Raw genomic sequence first — 20,202 nt, forward strand, 5'->3', positions numbered from 1 at the left:
TCCTCGTATGCGCCAAACCCCCGCTAGGCGGGGGCGAAGCCAAGCTCTTAGGCGAGCTTGATTTCCACGTCGACGCCCGCAGCAAGGTCGAGCTTCATCAGCGCATCGACCGTCTGCGGCGTCGGCTGCACGATGTCGAGCAGCCGCTTGTAGGTACGCACCTCGAACTGCTCGCGCGACTTCTTGTCGACGTGCGGCGAACGGTTGACGGTGAACTTCTCGATACGCGTCGGCATGGGAATGGGTCCGCGAATAAGAGCACCCGTGCGGCGCGCCGTGTCGGCGATGTCGCCAGTTGCCTGATCGAGCACTCGATGATCGAAAGCCTTCAGGCGAATCCGGATGTTCTGCGTTTCCATGTCCCTACCGATGCGAAAGAGCGACGAGCTGTCGCCAGCCCGAAAAACAAGAGGCCAAGCCCGTTTGACCCCGGCGAACCGGAACGGACGACCTCATCTCAAAAAGTTTGGTGACGGGGACGAATCTCCGTCTGTGGAGGCGCCTCTACATAGGAGAGGCTCCGAGATCAACCCCCGTGCGGCGGGTTGGGCTTACGGAAGGTCGTCCGGGATGGGGAACAGGGCTTCCGATTTCGCCGGGGAACGAGTTCAGACGGCGTAAATGTCGTTGGGCTAGCCTCGAGCGGACAACAGGAAAGGGACAGATGAAGGCCTTAATCGCAGCAAGCATACTGATGGCTACTTTTGGGACCGGCGCGGCGCACGCGGCCGAAATCCCCAGCGCGAGCCTCGAAGTGCAGGCCAAAGCCCTTCCCCAGGGTCAGTATTTCTGGGCGTCGAATGCGCCGCAGAACGGCCCTCTCCTGCTGACCATCGACCTCACCGAGCAGCGCATCCGCGTGTACCGCGACGGCGTCCTGTTCGCGGCGTCGGCGACATCGACCGGCAGCGAGGGGCGGGAAACGCCGACCGGCGTCTTCACCATCCTCGAAAAGCAGGTCGAGCACCGGTCGAGCACCTATGACAATGCGCCCATGCCCTTCATGCAGCGCCTGACCGAAAAGGGCGTCGCGATCCATTCGGGCAACCTGCCCGGCTATGCCGCGTCTCACGGCTGCATCCGTCTGCCCGATGCCTTCGCGCGGAAGCTGTTTGCGATCACGGAAATCGGCACGCCGGTGATGATCACCGACAGCGCGCAGATCGCCGAGCGCGAGAGGATCGAGGCCGAATATCGAAAGGCGCAGCAGGATTATGCGCAGACGCTGTACAGCAAGCAGGCGGCCGCCAAGAGCGTGCTGACCGAGCATAATCGGGCCAAGGCCGAGCATCAGCGGGCAATGGAGGCTTACGCCGCCGAATTCGGCCAGCCGGAGAAGCCGCGCAGGTAGAGACCCGCCGGCCCTTGGACCGCAAGGGTCACACGGGGCCGGCCTTGCCAAGAGCCCGTGGCTCTTACGGCTGGTGAGCCAAGGGCCGACCGAACCGATTTCCTGCCATCACGCTTGACGGGCAAAGAAAAAGGCCCGGTGCCTCCTAGGAAGCACCGGGCCCTTTTCAAGTCCGCACCCGAGGGCGCGTGAGACTTACTTGGTGATGTTGCCCACCACGCCGGCGCCGACGGTGCGGCCGCCTTCGCGGATGGCGAAGCGGAGGCCCTGATCCATCGCGATCGGAGCGATCAGCTTCACGCCGATGGTGACGTTGTCGCCCGGCATGACCATCTCGGTGCCTTCCGGCAGCTGCACTTCGCCCGTCACGTCGGTCGTGCGGAAGTAGAACTGCGGACGATAGTTGGCGAAGAACGGCGTGTGACGGCCGCCCTCGTCCTTCGACAGCACGTAGACTTCGGCCTGGAAGTCGGTGTGCGGCGTGATCGAACCCGGCTTGGCCAGAACCTGGCCACGCTCGACTTCTTCACGGCCGACGCCGCGGATCAGAGCGCCGATGTTGTCGCCGGCTTGACCCTGGTCAAGCAGCTTGCGGAACATTTCGACGCCGGTCACGACCGTCTTGGTGGTGTCCTTGATGCCGACGATTTCGACTTCTTCGCCAACCTTGACGATGCCGGTTTCGACGCGGCCGGTGACGACCGTGCCGCGACCCGAGATCGAGAACACGTCTTCGATCGGCATAAGGAACGGCTTGTCGAGCGGGCGTTCCGGAGTCGGGATCCAGTCGTCGACCGCCTTCATCAGCTTGAGGATGGCTTCGTGGCCGATTTCCTTGTTGCTGTCTTCCAGAGCGGCAAGCGCCGAGCCGGCGACGATCGGAATGTTGTCGCCGTCGAATTCGCGCTTGGAAAGCTCTTCGCGGATTTCCAGCTCGACGAGCTCGAGCAGCTCGGGATCGTCAACCTGGTCGACCTTGTTGAGAAAGACGACCATGGTCGGAACGCCAACCTGCTTGGCGAGCAGGATGTGCTCCTTGGTCTGCGGCATCGGGCCGTCGGCAGCCGACACGACCAGGATCGCGCCGTCCATCTGCGCGGCGCCCGTGATCATGTTCTTCACATAGTCGGCGTGGCCCGGGCAATCGACGTGCGCATAGTGACGCGCTTCGGTTTCATATTCGACGTGTGCGGTCGAAATGGTGATGCCGCGCTCGCGCTCTTCCGGCGCCTTGTCGATGTTGGCGAAATCGACAGCCGTTCCGCCCGAGGTTTCTGCCAGCACCTTGGTGATCGCCGCGGTCAGCGACGTCTTGCCGTGGTCAACGTGACCGATGGTGCCGATGTTAACGTGCGGCTTGTTCCGCTCGAATTTCGCCTTCGCCATTTTACGCCTCTTCTGTGTTGAATTCGGGCGGCCCGCCCTGTGCGAGCGCGCCCATAGCTACAAAATTGCCGTTATGCCAGCTTCGCCTTCACCTCGTCGGCGACGTTCTGCGGCACTTCCTCATAGTGGGAGAACTGCATCGTATATTGCGCCCGTCCCTGGGTGAAAGAGCGAAGCTGGTTCACATAACCGAACATGTTCGCGAGCGGGACCATCGCCTCGACCACCTGGGCATTGCCCCGGCTGTCGGTGCCCTGGATCTGCCCACGGCGGGAGTTCAGGTCGCCGATCACGTCGCCGAGATAATCCTCGGGGGTCACGACTTCCACCTTCATCACCGGTTCGAGCAGCTTGATGCCGGCCCGCTGGGCCGCTTCGCGCATCGCGCCGCGCCCGGTGATCTCGAACGCAAGAGCCGAAGAGTCGACGTCATGGTATTTGCCGTCGATCAGCCGGATCCGGAAGTCGATGATCGGGAAGCCGATCAGCGAACCGGTCTCGGCGGTCTCGCGCATGCCCTTTTCCACCGACGGGATATATTCGCGCGGGATGTTGCCGCCCTTGATCTCGTCGAGGAATTCGATGCCGGTGCCACGCTCGCCCGGTTCCAGCGCGACCTTGACCTCGCCGAACTGGCCGGAGCCGCCCGACTGCTTCTTGTGGGTGTAGGTCAGCTCGACCGGCTTCGCGAGCGATTCACGATAAGCGACCTGCGGCGCGCCGACGTTGGCGTCGACCTTAAACTCGCGCTTCATTCGGTCGACCAGGATGTCGAGGTGAAGCTCGCCCATGCCCTTGATGATCGTCTGGCCCGATTCATGGTCGGTCGACACGCGGAAGCTCGGATCCTCGGCGGCCAGGCGGTTGAGCGCGACGCCCATCTTTTCCTGGTCGGCCTTGGTCTTCGGTTCGACGCTGAGTTCGATGACCGGGTCGGGGAATTCCATCCGCTCGAGAACGATCGGCGCGTTCTTGGCGCACAGCGTGTCCCCGGTGGTGGTTTCCTTTAGCCCCGCGAGCGCAACGATGTCGCCGGCGAACGCTTCGTCGATGTCTTCACGGCTGTTGGCATGCATCAGCAGCATGCGGCCGATCTTTTCGTCCTTGTCCTTGACCGAGTTGAGGTAGGACCCCTTGCTCAGCTTGCCCGAATAGATGCGGGCGAAGGTCAGCGAACCGACGAACGGGTCGTTCATGATCTTGAACGCCAGCGCCGAGAACGGCGCACTGTCGTCGGCCGGACGCGAATCTTCGATGTCGGTGTCGGGCTTGACGCCCTTGATCGCCGGCACGTCGAGCGGGCTCGGCATGTAATCGACGACGGCGTCGAGCAGCGGCTGAACGCCCTTGTTCTTGAACGCGGAGCCGCACAGCACCGGCACGAAGGCGCGGTCCAGCGTGCCCTTGCGGATGAGCTTCTTGAGCGTCGCGGTGTCCGGCTCCTCGCCTTCGAGGTAGGCCATCATCACGTCATCATCCTGCTCGACGACGGTCTCGAGCAGCTGGTGGCGATATTCCGCCGCCTTGTCCTTGAGGTCGTCGGGGATGTCGACATAGTCGAACTTCGCGCCAAGGCTTTCGTCCTGCCAGACGATGCCGCGGTTGCCGACCAGGTCGACGATGCCCTTGAGGTCGCTTTCCGCGCCGATCGGCAGGGTCAGGACCAGCGGCTTGGCGCCAAGTCGGTCGATGATCGACTGGACGCAGAAATAGAAATCGGCGCCGGTGCGGTCGAGCTTGTTGATGAAGCACATGCGCGGCACGCCGTACTTGTCGGCCTGGCGCCACACGGTCTCCGACTGCGGCTCCACGCCGGCAACGCCGTCGAACACGGCAACCGCGCCGTCGAGCACGCGCAGCGAGCGTTCGACTTCGATGGTGAAGTCGACGTGGCCGGGCGTGTCGATAATGTTGATGCGGTGTTCGGGGCCCTCGCCGTCCTCGGCCTTCCAGAAGGTCGTGGTCGCGGCGGAGGTGATGGTGATCCCGCGCTCCTGCTCCTGCTCCATCCAGTCCATGGTCGCAGAGCCTTCGTGGACTTCGCCGATCTTGTAGGACTTGCCGGTGTAATAGAGGATGCGCTCGGTCGTCGTCGTCTTGCCGGCATCGATGTGGGCCATGATGCCGATATTGCGGTAGCGTTCGAGCGGATGGCTGCGGGCCATTGTCTATTCCTTAGCGATTTGGGGAGCCGGCGGACCCGGCTGACCCCGATATAGGTACGATCGCCGCCAGTGCCACCCGGCACCGGCCGACGAAAAATTTACCAGCGGTAGTGGCTGAAAGCGCGGTTCGCTTCGGCCATGCGGTGCGTGTCTTCGCGCTTCTTCACCGCGTTGCCGCGGTTCTGCGATGCGTCCATCAGCTCGCCCGACAAGCGGCCGGCCATGGTCTTTTCGGCGCGCGCGCGGGCGGCCGAGATGAGCCAGCGGATGGCCAGCGCCTGGGCGCGTTCCGGGCGGACTTCGACCGGCACCTGATAGGTGGCACCGCCAACACGCCGCGAGCGGACTTCGATGCCCGGCTTCACGTTGTTGAGGGCGTCGTGGAAAACCGACAGCGGCTCTTTCTTCAGGCGCGCTTCGACGGTGTCGAGGGCGCCATAGACGATGCCTTCGGCAACCGACTTCTTGCCGTCGAGCATGACCGAATTCATGAACTTCGACAGGACGATGTCCCCGAACCGGGGATCGGGCAGGATCTCGCGCTTTTCTGGGCGGCGACGACGGGACATGATGGTGTTCCTTTCTCTTCAGCCTGGTCCGGGATGGTCCCGGGGCTTACTCGTCAGATTACTTCGGACGCTTGGCGCCATACTTCGAACGGGACTGCCTGCGGTCCTTGACACCCTGGGTGTCGAGCACGCCGCGAAGCACGTGATAGCGCACACCCGGAAGGTCGCGGACACGGCCGCCACGGATCAGCACGACGCTGTGTTCCTGGAGGTTGTGGCCTTCGCCCGGGATGTAGCTGATCACTTCGCGCTGGTTGGTCAGGCGGACCTTGGCCACCTTGCGCAACGCCGAGTTCGGCTTCTTCGGGGTCGTCGTATAGACACGGGTGCAGACGCCGCGCTTCTGCGGGTTCTGCTCCATCGCAGGGACCTTGGACTTGGCCTTCTGCGGTTCGCGACCCTTGCGGATCAGCTGGTTAATCGTCGGCATGAAGCCCTTCACCTTTTGCTTGCCGGCAAACCCGGCGGTTACTTTGCCCAACGAAAAAAGCGCGGAGCCTGTGCAGCCATTAGGGCCGCCTGGCGACGCGCAGTGTCGAGCAATGTTCAGCTCTTTGCCCGCACGCGAATCTTGAAAAGAGGTCGCGGGGACGGGCGGCCACATAGCCATGCAGCCCCCGACCGTCAACGGCTCGCGCGATCAATCGACCGGCGCTTGCGCTCCGCCGCGGGTGGGGCCGGGCTTGGGCTTGCTTCGCGCCGCAGCGGCAGCGCCGCCGCCGGACCGGGGCGGTCGGGGCGCGCGTGGCGGGCGCGGCGCACGGGGCGGCCGCGGCGGCCGTGGCGGGCGCGGCGGTGCGCCGCCCTCGCCGCTCTCGCCGCGCCGGCGCGCCTCGTCGAACTCACGGCGGACATCCTCCAGCCCGGCGCGCATGTGTTCGCGCGCCTGCTCCATATCCGCCCGCATCCGCTCGCTGGCGGATTGCATTTCCTCCCGCGCGGCGTCCATGGCGACGCGCATCGCATCGCGCGCATGCTCCATCGCCTGGCGGAAATCCTCTCGCGCCTGATCCATCGACCGGCGCACTTCCTCGTAACGTTCCTTGTCCACGGCCTACCTCCAGTGTCTTATTCATATAACACACAGATAGGGAATTTGCTAGGGTGTCGGCTGATACAGACTTTCGGCCACCAGTCGGCACCTTCGGGGCGGATCGTCGTTCGCCCCAAAAGGAGAAGCAAGATGGCCCAGAATCTGTCACGCGGCGACAAGGTGAAGTGGAACAGCCACGGCGGCGAAGCGCATGGGAAGGTCGTCAAAAAGCAAACCAGCGAGACCCATATCAAGGGTCACAAGGTCGCAGCGAGCAAGGACAATCCGCAATTCATCGTGGAGACCGAGGACGGCAAGCGCGCCGCCCACAAGGCCGAAGCGCTGACCCGCGAATAGCCGATGGCGACCAAGTTCAAACCGACCGCCGCGATGGCGAAGAACGCCAGGCATGGGCTGGAACTGCGCGCCAGGTTCAACCGCGGCGGTACCGAGGTCGGGGTCAAGCGGGCCCACCAGCTGGCGGACCGCAAGGACCTCAACCCGCGCGATATCAAGTCGATGTACAGTTATTTCGCGCGGCACGAAGTGGACAAGAACACCACCAGCAAGGTGTGGGGATCCGACAGCGATCCGAGCGCCGGCTACATCGCCTGGCTGCTGTGGGGCGGCGAGGAAGGCAAGGAATGGGTCGGCAAGCAGCGCAAGGCGCTCGACGAGGATTGAACCGGCTCGCGCTCCCGCTCGGATGCGCGTAGAAGCGACGGATCAGCGAAGGAGACCCGGCATGACCCGCATGGTGACGATCCTTTTCCTCGGCTTGGCGGTGGCTTCGCCGGCTCTTGCGCAGGCGCCACAGGCCCCGCCCGGCGCGCTCTACTGTCTGAAGATGGAGCCGATCACCGGCACGCGCATCGGCAGCATCATGTGCCAGACGCGCGAGCAATGGTATGCGGACGAGATCGATCTCGACGCGGTATGGGCCGAGGACGGCGTCAAGATCATCGGCTAACGGTCAGGCGGTCAGGCGGTGCGCCGCCAGCCGCTCGTAATAGGGCCGAATGCGGTCCGCCAAATCGCGGTCCCCGTCATCTAGGTCCGCCGCGCCCTCTTCGGGCTTGCCGAACCCGGTGCTTCTTTCGACCGCGCCATACCAGTGCGACGCCCAAACCCCGTCCGTTTCGCGGCGGCCCGGTGCCCAGCGCAGCATCGCCTCGTCCCAGGGTATGCCAAGCGTTTCGCAAAGCCGGGACAGCACGCCCTCGGGATCGGCAAGAACGTCGGCCGCGTCGACCACCGGCGGCGCGCGACCCAGGCGGTCGGACTCGCGCTCGAAGAATTCCGCTTGCTGCTCCAGTCCGAAATCCTCGAAGCGCGCGGCCTCCCGCTTCTTCAGATAGGAAGCAATCATCCGTTCGGGCTCACGGATCAGGAACGCATGGTGGAAACCGGCGAAATCGTCGTAGCCGACTGGCCCGGTCATCATGTGCCACATGTGCTTCTGGTACCAGATCGGCGCGCCGTCCGGCGCATCGCCGGACAGGGTCCGCATGACGCCATGCCAATCGCAGTCCATGGATTCGATGACCGCTTCGCGCATCGGGTGATCCGCGCCGGTCTGCTTGAGGAAGCACCCGTAGAAGGGCTCGTCGGAGACGAAGGTGTCGGACCGGCTGCCGAAGCTGCGCATCATCGCCGTGGACAGGTTTCGCGGACCCGACCACATGGCGATGCGGAAGGTCACGGGCGCCGTTGCTCCGCCACGTCGCGCTCGACCCGGTCGCGGTACAGGGCCTGCAGCCGCTCGACCATGGGCCCGCGCTGTTCGCTCAGCACGCGCCCGTCGACCGACCGCACCGGGACGATACCGGCGAAGGTGCCGGTGACGAATGCCTCGTCCGCGCCGTAGACATCGGTCAGCGAGAAGTCCTTTTCGATCGCCGGGATGCCCGCTTCCCCCGCCACCTCCAGCGCCAGCCCGCGGGTGATGCCGCCAAGGCAATATTTGCCGCTCGACGTCCAGACTTCGCCTTTGCGGACGATGAAAAAGTGGGTGGAATTGCAGGTCGCGACGAAGCCGTGCGGGTCGAGCATCAACCCTTCGTCCGCGCCCGCTTCGATCGCCTGGATGCAGGCGGTGATGCAGTTGAGCTTGCTGTGCGAATTGAGCTTGGGATCCTGCACCGCCGGATCGCCGCGCCGCACGTGGACCGTGAACAGCTTGAGCCCGCGCTCGTGAATGCCGGCCGGCGGCTCCTTATATTCGGGCACGATCACGACGGTCGCCCCGGACACCACGACGCGTGGGTCCTGATAGGGTGTCGAGCGCAGCCCGCGCGTCACCATCAGCCGGATGTGCACGCCCTCGTCCATGCCGTTGGCGTCGAGCGTTTCGTACAGCCGACGAGCCAGCGCATCCGGCGAAAGGCCAATGTCCAGCGCAATCGCCTTGGCCCCTTCGAACAGGCGGTCGAGATGGCGGTCGAGGAACGCGATCCTGCCGCCATGCACGCGCAGGCCTTCCCACACGCCGTCGCCAAGCATGAAGCCGGAATCGAACACCGACACCATCGCTTCGGCGCGCGGTTTGAGGTCGCCGTTGATGTTGATCAGGATCGACGCATTGCGCTGGTCGGACACGTCGTGAAGCGATTGAGCCATGACGCGTTCTGCGAGGTGCCGCGCCCGCGCGCAAGCCGCCGCGTTCGACGAACGACTAATGGGCGGCGCGAACCGGCAAAGGGACCTTGTCGACGGCGCCCTCCGTCCGGTCGATGCCGGCTCGCGGGGCGCTGCGGACCGGCCCATCTTCCGATCGTCGTAAACGAAAGGACCGCCTGATGATCAAGTCCCTGACGGCAGCCGTTGCGCTGCTGGTCGCCACCTCCGCCGCTGCTGCTCCGGTAGCCGCTCCTCGCACCGCGAAAGGGCCGTCGGCGGCCCCGCAAAAGGAGACGGTCTATTGCCTGACCTATGAAAAGACGACGGGCAGCCGGCTCGAGAAAAGTGCTTGCAAGACCAAGCGGGAATGGGCCCGCGAGCGCGTCGACGTCGACCAGCTCAAGGCCTGATTTCGCTTATGGGCGGTGCCGGCTCGGACGAGGCCGGTGCCGCCCAACCCGGCTAGTCGGCGGCGGCGTCGTTGGTGAGAGCGGCGTTGCCGTCGGCTTCGTTTTCGGCGGCGGCATTGTCGACCGCATTGCCGGTCGCATTGTCAGCGGTCACCGCATTGGAGTCGAGATTGCCTACGTCCTCCGCTACCGGTTCCGGCCCGAGCGCCGCGTTGACGTCAACGCTCGCCGTTCCGTCGCCGCCCGACGCCATCATGTTGCCGTCGTCCTGGCTGCATCCCGCAAGCCCCGCGACAAGCGCCACCGCCAGAAATCTCAAACCCACGCTGCGCATCCTGTCCCTCGCCGATGATCCTGTGGCGTCAACCGCGCAACGGCGACAGCGTTCCTGATCCGCGACTGGCCTAGCGCCGGTCCCCGGCCGCCGAGACCAACTTCCCGCCCTTGATCACCGCCTCGACCCGTTCGAGCACGCTGATGTCGGCGGTCGGGTCGCCGGTGACGGCGACAAGGTCGCCATAGGCGCCCTGCGCGATTTGCCCGACGTCGTTCCGGCCCAGCGCCGCCGCAGCATTGACCGTGGCCGACTGGATCGCCTGCAAGGGGGTCATTCCATATTCGACCATTGTCCGGAACTGCTGCGGTACCATCGCGTGCGGCATCACGCCGGCGTCGGACGCGAACACCATCGGCACGCCGGCCAGGTGCGCCTTGCGGAAATTGTCCCGCTGCAGCTGGCCGATCTCGCGGTCCTTGCGGATGTTTTCGGGCAAGGTGCCGTTCTTGGCGCCTTCCGCCTGCGTATAGTCGGTGTTCTTGATATCCATCGCGAACCACACCGGCCGCTTGCGCGCCTTGGCCAGGCGGATGCTTTCATCGTCGAGCAGGCTGGCATGTTCGATCGTGTCGATCCCGGCGCGGATCGCGGCATTGATGCCCGATGCGCCATGCGCGTGGGCGGCCACACGCATCCCCTGCATGTGCGCTTCATCAGCTATGGCCCGCAATTCATCCTCGGTCAGCTGCTGCTGACCGGGCGTGTCGCCGCGCGAAAAGACGCCGCCGGTGGCGCACACCTTGATCACTTCGGCGCCGAACTTGCGCTGCCTGCGGACCTGATATTTCAGCTCGTCCGGGCTGTCGCCAATGCCCTCTTCCTTGACCGATTTCTGCAGGCTGGGCGGAAGATAGGTGTCGTCGCAATGCCCGCCGGTGGCGCCGAGCGCATGGCCCGCCGGGACGATCCGCGGGCCAACGACGTAGCCCGCCTCCACCGCCTGCTTCAGCCCGACGTCCATCCAGTCGGCCGAACCGACGACGCGCATGGTGGTGAAGCCGCCGTCGAGCATGTCGCGCGCGGTGCCGGTGGCGACGATCGGCCAGAAACTGTCGGTATATTCCAGGAATCGGTAGCCGCCGATATCCGCCGGGCCAAGGTGCGTGTGCATGTCGATCAGGCCGGGGAGAATGGTCTTGCCGGGCATGTTGATTTGCGTAGCATTGGCCGGGGCGGTCAACGCGCCGGCCGTGCCGATGGCGACGATCATTCCATCGTCGCCGATAAGGATCGCGGGATTGGCGACATAGCGGCCGGTGCGCACGTCGAGCATCCGGTCGGCGGTCACCAGCGTCGCTGCGCCGGCCGGCGGCGCAACGGTCATCACGGCCGCAGCGGCGGCCAGCAGGCGCTTGATCACGACGTCTTCTCCCCCAGGGCCGCCGGCACGAAATCCTCGCGCGGTCGGCCGTCAATCGAATACAGGCGTTCCACCGGCAGCTTCACGACCAATCCGCTGGCGGGCAAGGTGAAATCGTAGACCGCACCGCGCAGGCGCGCCATTGGCGTTCCGGTTACCGGCGCGCCGAGCGCCGCGAAGCCGATCGCCAGCCCTTCCCCCATGCTGCCTGTCCACCGGCCGACGCGCACGGTCGGAAGGACGGCGTGATGCTTGCCCGCACGCGGCAGCACCTGCTCGACCCACTGACGCGGGATGCCGGTCTGGCGCTCCTCCGCTGGCAGTCGGTGGACCTGATAGTCGCGGGGACGGTCGACGAACCAGCCCATGATGGCCCTCGCAATGCTGGTGTTGCCGCCGCTCGGCGTGTCGGCGATGTCGATCACGACTGGCGCACGGGGCGGGAGTGCGGCCATCGCCGCGTCGAAGGCGGCGATCGTCGCCTGATCGCCCAGCGAATTGTTGATCCGGATGACCGTCGCTCCGCCGGCTTCGGTCGCGATCGACAGCGGCGGGCGGTCGAGCTTGACGGTGTACAGGCTGGGCAAGGTCAGCCGCCGGCTGGCCGATCCCCGGGCGACGGTCAGGTCGCGGGCGCGGTCGCGACGGCCGGCGGCGAGGACTTGCGCAGCGTACACCGCTCGCTCCGCATCCACCTCGAGACCAAGTTTGGCCCAATAGGCCTCCACGGCGTCCGCCACGGGCTGCTCGCCAATGGCCGTCAGCCGGTCGCCCGCGGCAATTCCGGCGGTTGCGGCGGGACTGCCCGGACGCACGGCGGTGATGACGAAATCCTTACCCTGCCGTTCGACCCACACGTCAGAATAGGTCGGAACCAGCGCCCAGCTGTCCTTGAACGAGCTACCGGCGATTGCGTGGTGGTCGGCCAATGACGCCAGCCGGTCCTCGACGTAATGCAGCAGGCTACGCTTGTCGTGGACAGCTGCGCGCGCGGTCCGCAAGGCGTCAGAATCCGGCAGGACGCCGCCCGGCCACCGGTCCTGATACCCGTAATTGTCGCTGATGATCTTGTCGAAGGCGACGGCGTCCGCGGCATAATCGGCCGCCGTGGGGGCTTGTGCAGTGGCGGCGGGTTCAGCCGCTGCCGAGAGGGTTGGGGAAGCAGCAGCAAGGATGGCGGCGGCGAGCGCGAATCGGCGCATGGGACCCCCTCACAAAGCGGAAGTCCTCGCTTAGCGCCGCCGCGCCGCCTGTCCAGAATCAGCCGCCGAAGGGCAAGGCGTCCGGCACCTCGTAAACCTCGACCGTACCGATGCGGATCACGCTCGTATCGCCGCGCCGCTCCACCGTGAGCCCGGCCGCGGAATCGCTGCTGACGGCCTTGCCGTCGCGGAACAGGATGGTGCGTTCGCCGCCGTCTGGCGTGTCGAGGTGGACAGTCGCCGATCCCGGCCGGCGGATGACGCCCGCCTTGCAGCTGCCCATCGCGCCACCTTCCACCGTGCGACAGGGAACGGTCGACACCGCGTGGTAGGGCGTGCCAGCGACCAGTGCATCTGCGGACCTGTGCGCCGGCGCATGTGCGTGGTGCGACGGCAGCTGGGTGGCCGTGGCGCCGCCGCCTGCCGACACCGACAGCCGATAGGCGGCCGCTTCGCCGCGGCGGCCGGACGCGCGCATCTGGTAGACCCGGATCGTATAGTCGCCGCTCTTGGCTGTGCGCACTTCCATCGTCTCGCCGCTGGTCGAGCTGTTGTAGATGGCGACCTCGGCCTGGCCCGGCTCCATCACGTTGAAGTTGGGCGAGCCGCTGACGGTCGCCATGCGCACGCTGAGCATCTGCCCGGCGCGCAGGTTGATCCGATAGTCCTTGTATTCCTGGCCATTGATCGAGCCGGTGATTTCGGTCCCCGACTGCCCTGCGGGGAAATGGACCGGCACGACCGCCTGCGCGAAGGCGGCGGCGGGAACGAGCGCGGTTGCAGCGGCAAGGATCAAGGCGGAACGAAGCATGCGAAACTCCTGTGGCTCAGCGGGTTCGCCCGGTACGCCGCGCGAGTCCCGATCCGCCGAGTTTCCGATGCTAACCTGCGTTAATCAAGCGATTAACGCCGATCAAATGTGGATGACGCGTCCGTACGCAGCGAGCACGCTTTCGTGCATCGATTCCGAAATCGTGGGGTGCGGGTAGATGGAGTTCATCAGCTCGGCTTCGGTCGTTTCCAGCGTCTTGCCGACGACATAGCCCTGGATCATCTCGGTCACTTCCGCCCCGACCATGTGGGCACCGAGCAGTTCCCCGGTCTTGGCGTCGAACACGGTCTTGGTGAAGCCTTCCGCCTCGCCCAGCGCGATTGCCTTGCCGTTGCCGATGAACGGGAAGGTGCCGACCTTGACCTCATAGCCGGCCTCTCTGGCTTTCGCTTCCGTCATGCCGACGGATGCGATCTGCGGGTGACAATAGGTACAGCCGGGGATGTTGTTGCGGTCCAGCGGGTGCGGATGCACGTCCGTGTTTCCAAGCTCCCTGGCGATACTTTCCGCCACGGTGACGCCTTCGTGACTGGCCTTGTGGGCAAGCCACGGCCCGGGCACGCAATCGCCGATGGCCCACAAGCCCTTCGCCTTCGTGCGCCCGTAATCGTCGATCTGGATGAAGCCGCGATCCAGCTCGACCAGCTTTTCCAGCCCGATGTCTTCGGTGTTGGGGACGATACCGACGGCGACGATGCAATGGGTGAAGTCGCTTTCCGCGACCTTGCCGTCCTTGGCCTTGATCCGCGCCTTGATGCCGCTGCCCGAGACCTCAAGGGCCTCGACCCCCGCCCCGGTCATGATCGTCATGCCCTGCTTGGTCAGGCTCTTTTCAAGAAATACGGATACGTCCTTGTCTTCAACCGGCACGATGCGGTCGAGCATTTCGACGACCGTCACCTCGGCACCCATGTCGTTGTAGAAACTGGCGAACTCGATGCCGATCGCGCCCGAGCCGATGACCAGCAGCTTTTTGGGCATTTCGGGCGGAGTCATCGCATGGCGATAGGTCCACACACGCTTGCCGTCGGCCTTGGCGAACGGCAGGTCGCGGGCCCGCGCTCCGGTGGCGACGATGATGTGCTTGGCGGTGAGTTTCTCCTCGCCCTTTTCGCCTTTCACCGTCAGCGACGTTGGGCCGGTCAGCGTGCCCGTGCCCATATGTACCGCGATCTTGTTCTTCTTCATCAGGTGCGTGACGCCGGCGTTCAATTGCTTGGCGACGCCGCGGCTGCGCTTGACCACCGCCTCCAGGTCCGCGCTAATGCCCTGCGCGGCCAGACCGTAGTCCTTGGCGTGCTGCATGTAGTGATAGATTTCGGCCGAGCGCAGCAGCGCCTTGGTCGGGATGCAGCCCCAGTTGAGGCAGATGCCGCCAAGCAATTCACGCTCGACGATGGCGGTCTTCAGACCAAGCTGTGCGGCGCGGATTGCGGCGACATAGCCGCCCGGTCCCGATCCCAGGACGATGACATCATATTGCTCGGCCATGCGCGCTTGCTCCGGTTGCTGCTGGCCGTTCCTCTATCGGCTCGGCCAGCTATCGCAACCCGGCGCTAGCCGCGCTCTTCCGGCAAATAGCCGTCGTCGGCGCGGTCGGTGAACTTGGTGATCCGGCTTTCGAAGCGGGCGCGAACCTTGCCGGTGGCGCCATGCCTTTGCTTGGCGACGATGATCTCGGCCAGCTCGTACACGCGGGCCATCTTTTCCTGCCATTCGGGCAGGTCCGGGTGGCCGTCCTCCGGCTTGGACGCGGCGAGGTAATATTCCTCGCGGTAGATGAAGAGCACCATGTCCGCGTCCTGCTCGATCGAGCCGGATTCGCGCAGATCCGAAAGCTGCGGCCGCTTGTCCTCGCGCTGCTCGACCGCACGGCTGAGCTGGGACAGCGCGATCACCGGGACCTGTAATTCCTTGGCCAGGGTCTTGAGGCCGCGGCTGATCTCCGAAATTTCGTTAACCCGGTTGTCGTTGCCGTTGCGGCCCGTTCCCTGGAGCAGCTGCAGATAGTCGACCACGATCAGGCCGATGCCCTTCTGCCTCTTCAACCGGCGGGCCCGGGCGCGCAGCGCGGCAATGGTGAGGCCGGGCGTATCGTCGATGTACAGCGGCAGGCTTTCCAGCTCCGCGGCAGCGCGCGCGAGGCTCTTGAATTCCTGCTTGCTGATCTTGCCCATGCGCAAATTTTCGGAGCTGATGCCCGATGTTTCGGCGAGGATACGGGTGGCCAGCTGGTCGGCAGACATTTCCAGGCTGAACAGCGCCGCGGCCGCGCCGGCGGACTTGTCCGGCTCGATCCCGTCCTCGACATCGCGAAGCCAGCGCCGGGCCGCGGCGAACGCCATGTTGGTGCCCAGCGCCGACTTGCCCATCCCCGGCCGGCCGGCGACGATGACGAGGTCGCTGTTGTGCAGCCCGCCGATCTTGGCGTTGAGGCTTTCGAGCCCGGTGGTGATGCCCGACAGGTGACCGCCGCTGTTAAGCGCCTTTTCGGCGGTGGCGACGGCGTCGCGCGCGGCTTCGGCGAATGACCGCGCCTTGCCTTCCGCGCCGCCTTCCTCGGCAACCTTGTACAATTCGCTCTCGGCCTGCTCGATCTGCTGCAGCGGAGCGACTTCCTCGCTGGTGTCGAGCGCGTTCTCGACGAGGTCGCGGCCGACCCCGATCAGCGCGCGCAGCAATGCGAGATCATAGATTTGCTGGGCGAAGTCCTTGGCCGCGATCAGTGTCGCACCGGATCCCGTCAGGCTGGCCAGATACCCTGCCCCGCCGACCTGCTTCATCGCCTCGTCGGCCTCGAACATCGGGCGCAGGGTCACCGGGTTGGCGACCATGTTCTTGTCGGTCAGCCTGAGGATTGCTTCGTAGATGCGGCCGTGAAGCTCCTCGTGGAAATGGTGCGGGCGAAGGCGCATGCCGACGTCTTCGACCAGCCGGTTGTCGAGCATCAACGCACCCAGCAGCCCGGCCTCCGCCTCGACGTTGGAGGGGAGCGAGGGGGGCGCCGGCGTGTCGGCGCCGTCGATGATTCGTAAAGGTTCGGCCATGGCGATGCTGTGCCGTCATTCTACGCCGATATCTAACGAGAACAAAACAAGGACCTTGGGGATATCTCTGTGGACCTGTGACCGCGCGCGATAGACGATCCTAATCCACAGTTTCTCGCCCGCCCGATTGCTGGCCCCGGCGGGTGGCGTTACCGAGCGCGACCATGGCCATTCTTTCCGACCGCTGGATTCGCGAGCAGGCGCAGGATCACGCGATGATCGAGCCCTTCGTCGAGAGCCAGCGGCGCGACGGCTGCATCAGCTACGGCCTGTCGTCCTATGGCTATGACGCCCGGGTCGCCGACGAATTCAAGATTTTCACCAACGTCGACAATGCCATCGTCGACCCCAAGGATTTCGCCGCCAACAGCTTCGTCGACCGCAAGACCGACGTGTGCATCATCCCGCCCAACAGCTTCGCGCTGGCGCGGACGGTGGAATATTTCCGAGTGCCGCGCGACGTGCTGGTCATCTGCCTTGGCAAATCGACCTACGCGCGGTGCGGAATCATCGTCAACGTCACCCCGCTGGAACCCGGCTGGGAAGGCCATGTGACCCTGGAATTCTCCAACACCACGCCGCTTCCGGCCAAGGTTTACGCCAACGAAGGCGCCTGCCAGTTCCTGTTCCTGGCCGGCAACGAGCCGTGTGAAGTCAGCTACGCCGACCGCGCCGGCAAATATATGGGCCAGCAGGGCGTGACGCTGCCCAAGCTGTGACGCTGGACGACGCCCGGGCGCGTGACCGCGTGGACCCGCTGGCCTTCGCTCGCGATCGGTTTTCCATCCCCGAAGGCCTGACCTACCTCGACGGCAATTCGCTCGGCGCACTGCCGAGGGCGACGGCGGAGCGGGTGGACACACTTGTCCTCGACCAGTGGGGCAAGGACCTGATCGCCGGATGGAACGATCATGGCTGGATCGACCTGCCGAAGAGGGTGGCGGCGCGGCTGGCGCCGATCGTGGGGGCGAACGCGGACGAGTTGCTGGTCGCCGATTCCACCTCGGTCTGCCTGTTCAAGCTTTTGTCGGCGGCGGTGGCGGCGCGGCAGGGGCGCAGCGAAATACTGACCGTCGAAGGCAATTTCCCGAGCGATCGCTACGTCGTACGCGGGCTTGCCGACATGCTTGGACTGAACCTGCGCACGGTGGCGCTTGCCGACCTTGCCGAGGCCATCGGCAAGAACACGGCAGCCGTGACCCTGACGCACGTCGACTATCGCAGCGGCGTGCGGGCCGACATGGCGGCGATCAACGCCGCCGCGCGCACGGCCGGCGCGTTGGCCGTGTGGGACCTGTCGCACAGTGCAGGTGCGGTTGCCCTCGGCCTCCACCGCGACGGCTGCGAACTGGCCGTTGGCTGCGGCTACAAATATCTCAACGGCGGCCCGGGGGCGCCGGCTTTCCTTTACGTCGCCAGCCACCTGCAGGATGCGTTGCACCCGCAGCCGCAAGGCTGGCTGGGCCACGCCGACCCCTTCGCCTTTGCCGACCACTATCGGCCGGCAGACGGCATCGCCCGGTTCATCACCGGCACGCCGTCGGTGATCGCGCTGGCCGCGCTCGACGCCGGGCTGGCGGCGTTCGAAGGCATCGCCATGGCCGATGTCGAGGCCAAGGCGCAGGCGCTGGTCCGCTTTTTCCTCGACGCGGTGGGCGATGCGCTGCCGCTGCACGGCCCAACCGACCTTGGGGAGCGCGGCAGTCACGTCTGCCTGGTTCATGACGAGGCCTATGCGATCATGCAGGCGCTGATCGCGCGCGGCGTGGTCGGTGATTTCCGCCAGCCCAACCTGATGCGCTTCGGCTTTACCCCGCTCTACACGCGGTACGAGGATTGCTGGCGCGCCGCAGATGCGCTGCGCCAGGTCCTCGATAAGCGTGAATATGACGAGCCGCGCTTCCGCGACCTCAAGGCGGTCACCTAGGCGTCTTGTCTTCCAGCCGGTTGTCGACGCTCCACGGTCCAGCCCCCGCCGCGGCTAGGTAGAGGAAGGCGAAGCAGTAAAGGATGGCCGCATCGCCCCCATTGTTAATCGGGAACGGGTTCTGCGGCGCGTGCGCCATCCAATAGGCTGCAGCCATTGTGCCCGAGGCGAGGAACGCCGCCGGCCGGGTGAATAGGCCGATCGTTACCAGCAGACCGCACACCAGTTCGATCAGCCCGGCAATGGCCGCCGGATTGTCCATCGCCAGGCCCATCCCGGCATATTCGCCCGGCGGAAACGACAGGAATTTCTGCGTGCCGTGCTGTAGGAACAGCAAGCCGACGACGATCCGGAAGATCGACAGCAATTGCGGTTCGTAACGCGATAGCCAGGTGAATTGCATTGGATGCTCCTGCCGGTGATTGCGGAGCCTAGTCCGCTTTGCCGGCCAAAGCCAAGGTCAGGATTTGACGTCCGCCAGCGCGGCGCGCGCCTTGTGGATGACGTCGACCCAGTCGTGGAAGGCGTGCGCTATCTTGGTCACGAAATCCTTCAGCGGACCGTCCTTCAGTCGCCCGTCCTCGTCGAACTTGTCGTCGGTGACGTGGCCCAGATAGGCTTCGGGCTGCTGCATCATTGGCATGTTGAGGAAAGTGCCCGCCTGGCGGATCTGGTGGTTCGCGCCGAACCCGCCGATGGCGCCGGGCGACGCGGTGACGATCGCCGCCGGTTTGCCGTCCCAGACGCTTTTCCCATACGGCCGCGAGCCGATGTCGATGGCATTCTTCAGCACGCCGGGGATGCCGCGGTTATATTCCGGCGACACGAACAGAATACCGTCCGCGCCCGCGATTTTCTCCCGGAAGTCGACATATTCGGTAGGCGGATCCTGGTCGGAATCCTGGTTGTACAGCGGCAGGTGGCCGATCTCGACCATCTCGCAATCCAGGTCATCATCGCGGATCGCGCAGATCGTGCGGGCAACCTTGCGGTTGATGCTCGCTTCGCGAAGGCTGCCGACGAGGATTGCGATCTTATAGGCCATGTCCGTCTCCTTGCCGGGTCAATGAGGTGCGCCGCCGATGGTTGCAGAGCGGCGTCAATTCGCCCGCTTCGCGCGCTCCACCAGATAGGCGTGGATCGCATCGATCTCGTCGTCGCGATAGTGGCGCGTGTCGGTCCGCGCGATCTCCGTCATCAGGCCGAGGTTGCGGCCGCTTGGCGGCACGCCGGTGCGCAGCAACGTGCGAAACTGCGCCGCGTCATAGGCGCCAGCAATCGCAAGGTCCGGCGAGACCATGCCGGGTTCGACCTCTCTCCCCTCCAGCAACGGCCCGTGACAATCGGCGCACTGGGTCGCGACCAGGTGCCGCCCACGAGCGTGCTGCGGACCGAACTGGGGCAAGGACGTCGTCCGATACTGCTTCACCAGCGCCGGCTGAGTCGGGAACTTCCCGTTGACGATGCCGATGCGCGCCAGCGGTCCGAAGTCGTTAGCCGGCGTGGCCTTGCCGCCTTTGGGCAAGGCACGGATCGCGGCGATAATCGCCGCGGTCTCGGCGTCGGTCAGGCTCTGGTAAGTGGTCGACGGCATAATGAACAGCGACCGGCCGTCATGCCCGATGCCCTGCCGCAGCGCGTGTTCGAGCTGGGCATCGCTGGCCTTCGCCGCGACCAGCGTGACGTTGGGCGCGTAAATCTTCCCGATGCCCGGCTTTTCGAAGAACAGCTTCCCCCGCATTCCGTCGCCGTGGCACGACAGACAGCCGAGAACCTTGAGCTGCCGTGGGCCGTCGGCCAACTGGGCCGGGGTCGGTGCCGCCAGCCGCGAAGGCTCGGGAGCGACGCGGGCGCCGAGAGCGCGCGCCGACAATATCCATATAGCGAGGGCGGCGACCAGCAGCAGCGCCACCAAACCGCCCACACCGTAAGCCAACCAGCGCAAAGCTTTTGCCATCGTCCAA

General features: G+C 65.3%; 24 protein-coding genes. 7 read left to right on the forward strand and 17 right to left on the reverse strand.

Annotation, left to right across the window (positions count from 1 at the left end; translation table 11 throughout):
• Nucleotides 1-47: 47 nt before the first annotated feature.
• A complete protein-coding gene (gene rpsJ, locus H8M03_RS05190; RefSeq protein ID WP_187480673.1) occupies nt 48-359 on the reverse strand; it encodes a 30S ribosomal protein S10 in 312 nt (103 codons plus the stop codon).
• A 335-nt stretch (nt 360-694) separates the two neighbouring features.
• On the opposite strand from rpsJ, the gene H8M03_RS05195 reads away from it, so the two are divergent.
• A complete protein-coding gene (locus H8M03_RS05195; RefSeq protein ID WP_222931902.1) occupies nt 695-1,351 on the forward strand; it encodes a L,D-transpeptidase family protein in 657 nt (218 codons plus the stop codon).
• Nucleotides 1,352-1,546: 195 nt separating this feature from the next.
• On the opposite strand, the gene tuf is transcribed toward H8M03_RS05195, so the two are convergent.
• From tuf to H8M03_RS05220, 5 genes are all read right to left on the reverse strand, one after another.
• Entirely contained in the window at nt 1,547-2,737 is a 1,191-nt protein-coding gene (gene tuf / locus H8M03_RS05200) for an elongation factor Tu (RefSeq protein ID WP_187480675.1), read from the reverse strand.
• A 71-nt stretch (nt 2,738-2,808) separates the two neighbouring features.
• Complete coding sequence (fusA, locus tag H8M03_RS05205; RefSeq protein WP_187480676.1) at nt 2,809-4,902, reverse strand: elongation factor G; 2,094 nt, start codon at nt 4,900-4,902, stop codon at nt 2,809-2,811.
• 98 nt (nt 4,903-5,000) lie between these two features.
• Nucleotides 5,001-5,471 (reverse strand): 30S ribosomal protein S7, encoded by a 471-nt coding sequence (gene rpsG, locus H8M03_RS05210; protein WP_187480677.1) that lies wholly within the window; start codon nt 5,469-5,471, stop codon nt 5,001-5,003.
• A gap of 58 nt (nt 5,472-5,529) precedes the next feature.
• Nucleotides 5,530-5,901 carry a 30S ribosomal protein S12 gene (rpsL, locus tag H8M03_RS05215; RefSeq protein ID WP_028969180.1) on the reverse strand — a complete coding sequence of 124 codons (372 nt, stop codon included), beginning with the start codon at nt 5,899-5,901 and terminating at the stop codon, nt 5,530-5,532.
• A gap of 210 nt (nt 5,902-6,111) precedes the next feature.
• Nucleotides 6,112-6,522 carry a zinc ribbon-containing protein gene (locus H8M03_RS05220; protein WP_187480678.1) on the reverse strand — a complete coding sequence of 137 codons (411 nt, stop codon included), beginning with the start codon at nt 6,520-6,522 and terminating at the stop codon, nt 6,112-6,114.
• Between the two features lie 132 nt (nt 6,523-6,654).
• Here H8M03_RS05220 and H8M03_RS05225 point away from each other — a divergent pair, with 132 nt between their 5' ends.
• The 3 genes from H8M03_RS05225 to H8M03_RS05235 all read left to right on the forward strand — a co-directional run bounded on the left by H8M03_RS05225 (nt 6,655) and on the right by H8M03_RS05235 (nt 7,474).
• Nucleotides 6,655-6,861, forward strand: a complete 207-nt coding sequence (locus H8M03_RS05225; protein WP_187480679.1) for a hypervirulence associated TUDOR domain-containing protein — start codon at nt 6,655-6,657, stop codon at nt 6,859-6,861.
• A 3-nt stretch (nt 6,862-6,864) separates the two neighbouring features.
• A complete protein-coding gene (locus H8M03_RS05230) occupies nt 6,865-7,188 on the forward strand; it encodes a hypothetical protein (protein WP_187480680.1) in 324 nt (107 codons plus the stop codon).
• Between the two features lie 61 nt (nt 7,189-7,249).
• Nucleotides 7,250-7,474 carry a hypothetical protein gene (locus H8M03_RS05235; RefSeq protein WP_187480681.1) on the forward strand — a complete coding sequence of 75 codons (225 nt, stop codon included), beginning with the start codon at nt 7,250-7,252 and terminating at the stop codon, nt 7,472-7,474.
• A gap of 3 nt (nt 7,475-7,477) precedes the next feature.
• Here H8M03_RS05235 and H8M03_RS05240 read toward each other — a convergent pair whose 3' ends face one another.
• On the reverse strand, nt 7,478-8,206 hold the full coding sequence (locus H8M03_RS05240) for a sulfotransferase (protein WP_222931903.1): 729 nt from the start codon (nt 8,204-8,206) through the stop codon (nt 7,478-7,480).
• Entirely contained in the window at nt 8,203-9,123 is a 921-nt protein-coding gene (locus tag H8M03_RS05245) for an aminotransferase class IV (protein WP_187480682.1), read from the reverse strand. The genes H8M03_RS05240 and H8M03_RS05245 overlap by 4 nt, the downstream gene beginning before the upstream one ends.
• 179 nt (nt 9,124-9,302) lie before the next feature.
• Between H8M03_RS05245 and H8M03_RS05250 the strand changes: the two genes are divergently transcribed.
• On the forward strand, nt 9,303-9,533 hold the full coding sequence (locus H8M03_RS05250; RefSeq protein WP_187480683.1) for a hypothetical protein: 231 nt from the start codon (nt 9,303-9,305) through the stop codon (nt 9,531-9,533).
• Nucleotides 9,534-9,585: 52 nt separating this feature from the next.
• On the opposite strand, the gene H8M03_RS05255 is transcribed toward H8M03_RS05250, so the two are convergent.
• The 6 genes from H8M03_RS05255 to H8M03_RS05280 form a co-directional block, all read right to left on the reverse strand.
• On the reverse strand, nt 9,586-9,858 hold the full coding sequence (locus tag H8M03_RS05255; protein WP_187480684.1) for a hypothetical protein: 273 nt from the start codon (nt 9,856-9,858) through the stop codon (nt 9,586-9,588).
• A gap of 79 nt (nt 9,859-9,937) precedes the next feature.
• Nucleotides 9,938-11,230: a Xaa-Pro dipeptidase gene (locus H8M03_RS05260; RefSeq protein ID WP_343070915.1), complete on the reverse strand. Its 1,293-nt coding sequence runs from the start codon at nt 11,228-11,230 to the stop codon at nt 9,938-9,940.
• The gene (locus H8M03_RS05265) at nt 11,227-12,432 is read right to left on the reverse strand and encodes a S41 family peptidase (RefSeq protein ID WP_187480685.1); all 1,206 of its coding nucleotides are present in this window, start codon (nt 12,430-12,432) and stop codon (nt 11,227-11,229) included. Before H8M03_RS05265 ends, H8M03_RS05260 begins: the two co-directional genes overlap by 4 nt.
• 58 nt (nt 12,433-12,490) lie before the next feature.
• Nucleotides 12,491-13,243: a hypothetical protein gene (locus tag H8M03_RS05270; protein ID WP_187480686.1), complete on the reverse strand. Its 753-nt coding sequence runs from the start codon at nt 13,241-13,243 to the stop codon at nt 12,491-12,493.
• A 102-nt stretch (nt 13,244-13,345) separates the two neighbouring features.
• The gene (gene lpdA / locus H8M03_RS05275) at nt 13,346-14,755 is read right to left on the reverse strand and encodes a dihydrolipoyl dehydrogenase (protein ID WP_187480687.1); all 1,410 of its coding nucleotides are present in this window, start codon (nt 14,753-14,755) and stop codon (nt 13,346-13,348) included.
• A 65-nt stretch (nt 14,756-14,820) separates the two neighbouring features.
• Nucleotides 14,821-16,311, reverse strand: coding sequence for a replicative DNA helicase (locus tag H8M03_RS05280; RefSeq protein WP_187480688.1), 1,491 nt, complete (start codon nt 16,309-16,311; stop codon nt 14,821-14,823).
• Nucleotides 16,312-16,475: 164 nt separating this feature from the next.
• On the opposite strand from H8M03_RS05280, the gene dcd reads away from it, so the two are divergent.
• Entirely contained in the window at nt 16,476-17,030 is a 555-nt protein-coding gene (gene dcd / locus H8M03_RS05285; protein ID WP_187480689.1) for a dCTP deaminase, read from the forward strand.
• The gene (kynU, locus tag H8M03_RS05290; RefSeq protein ID WP_187480690.1) at nt 17,027-18,238 is read left to right on the forward strand and encodes a kynureninase; all 1,212 of its coding nucleotides are present in this window, start codon (nt 17,027-17,029) and stop codon (nt 18,236-18,238) included. The genes dcd and kynU overlap by 4 nt, the downstream gene beginning before the upstream one ends.
• Here kynU and H8M03_RS05295 read toward each other — a convergent pair.
• From H8M03_RS05295 to H8M03_RS05305, 3 genes are read right to left on the reverse strand one after another with little or no spacing between them, the layout of a single operon-like run.
• The gene (locus H8M03_RS05295; protein WP_187480691.1) at nt 18,231-18,641 is read right to left on the reverse strand and encodes a DoxX family protein; all 411 of its coding nucleotides are present in this window, start codon (nt 18,639-18,641) and stop codon (nt 18,231-18,233) included. The two genes, kynU and H8M03_RS05295, sit on opposite strands and share 8 nt — an antisense overlap.
• Before the next feature lie 57 nt (nt 18,642-18,698).
• Complete coding sequence (locus H8M03_RS05300; protein WP_187480692.1) at nt 18,699-19,283, reverse strand: NADPH-dependent FMN reductase; 585 nt, start codon at nt 19,281-19,283, stop codon at nt 18,699-18,701.
• A gap of 54 nt (nt 19,284-19,337) precedes the next feature.
• A complete protein-coding gene (locus H8M03_RS05305; protein ID WP_187480693.1) occupies nt 19,338-20,195 on the reverse strand; it encodes a c-type cytochrome in 858 nt (285 codons plus the stop codon).
• Between the last annotated feature and the right edge of the window lie 7 nt (nt 20,196-20,202).

Source organism: Sphingomonas sabuli, from assembly GCF_014352855.1.
Taxonomy (GTDB): Bacteria; Pseudomonadota; Alphaproteobacteria; order Sphingomonadales; family Sphingomonadaceae; genus Sphingomicrobium; species Sphingomicrobium sabuli.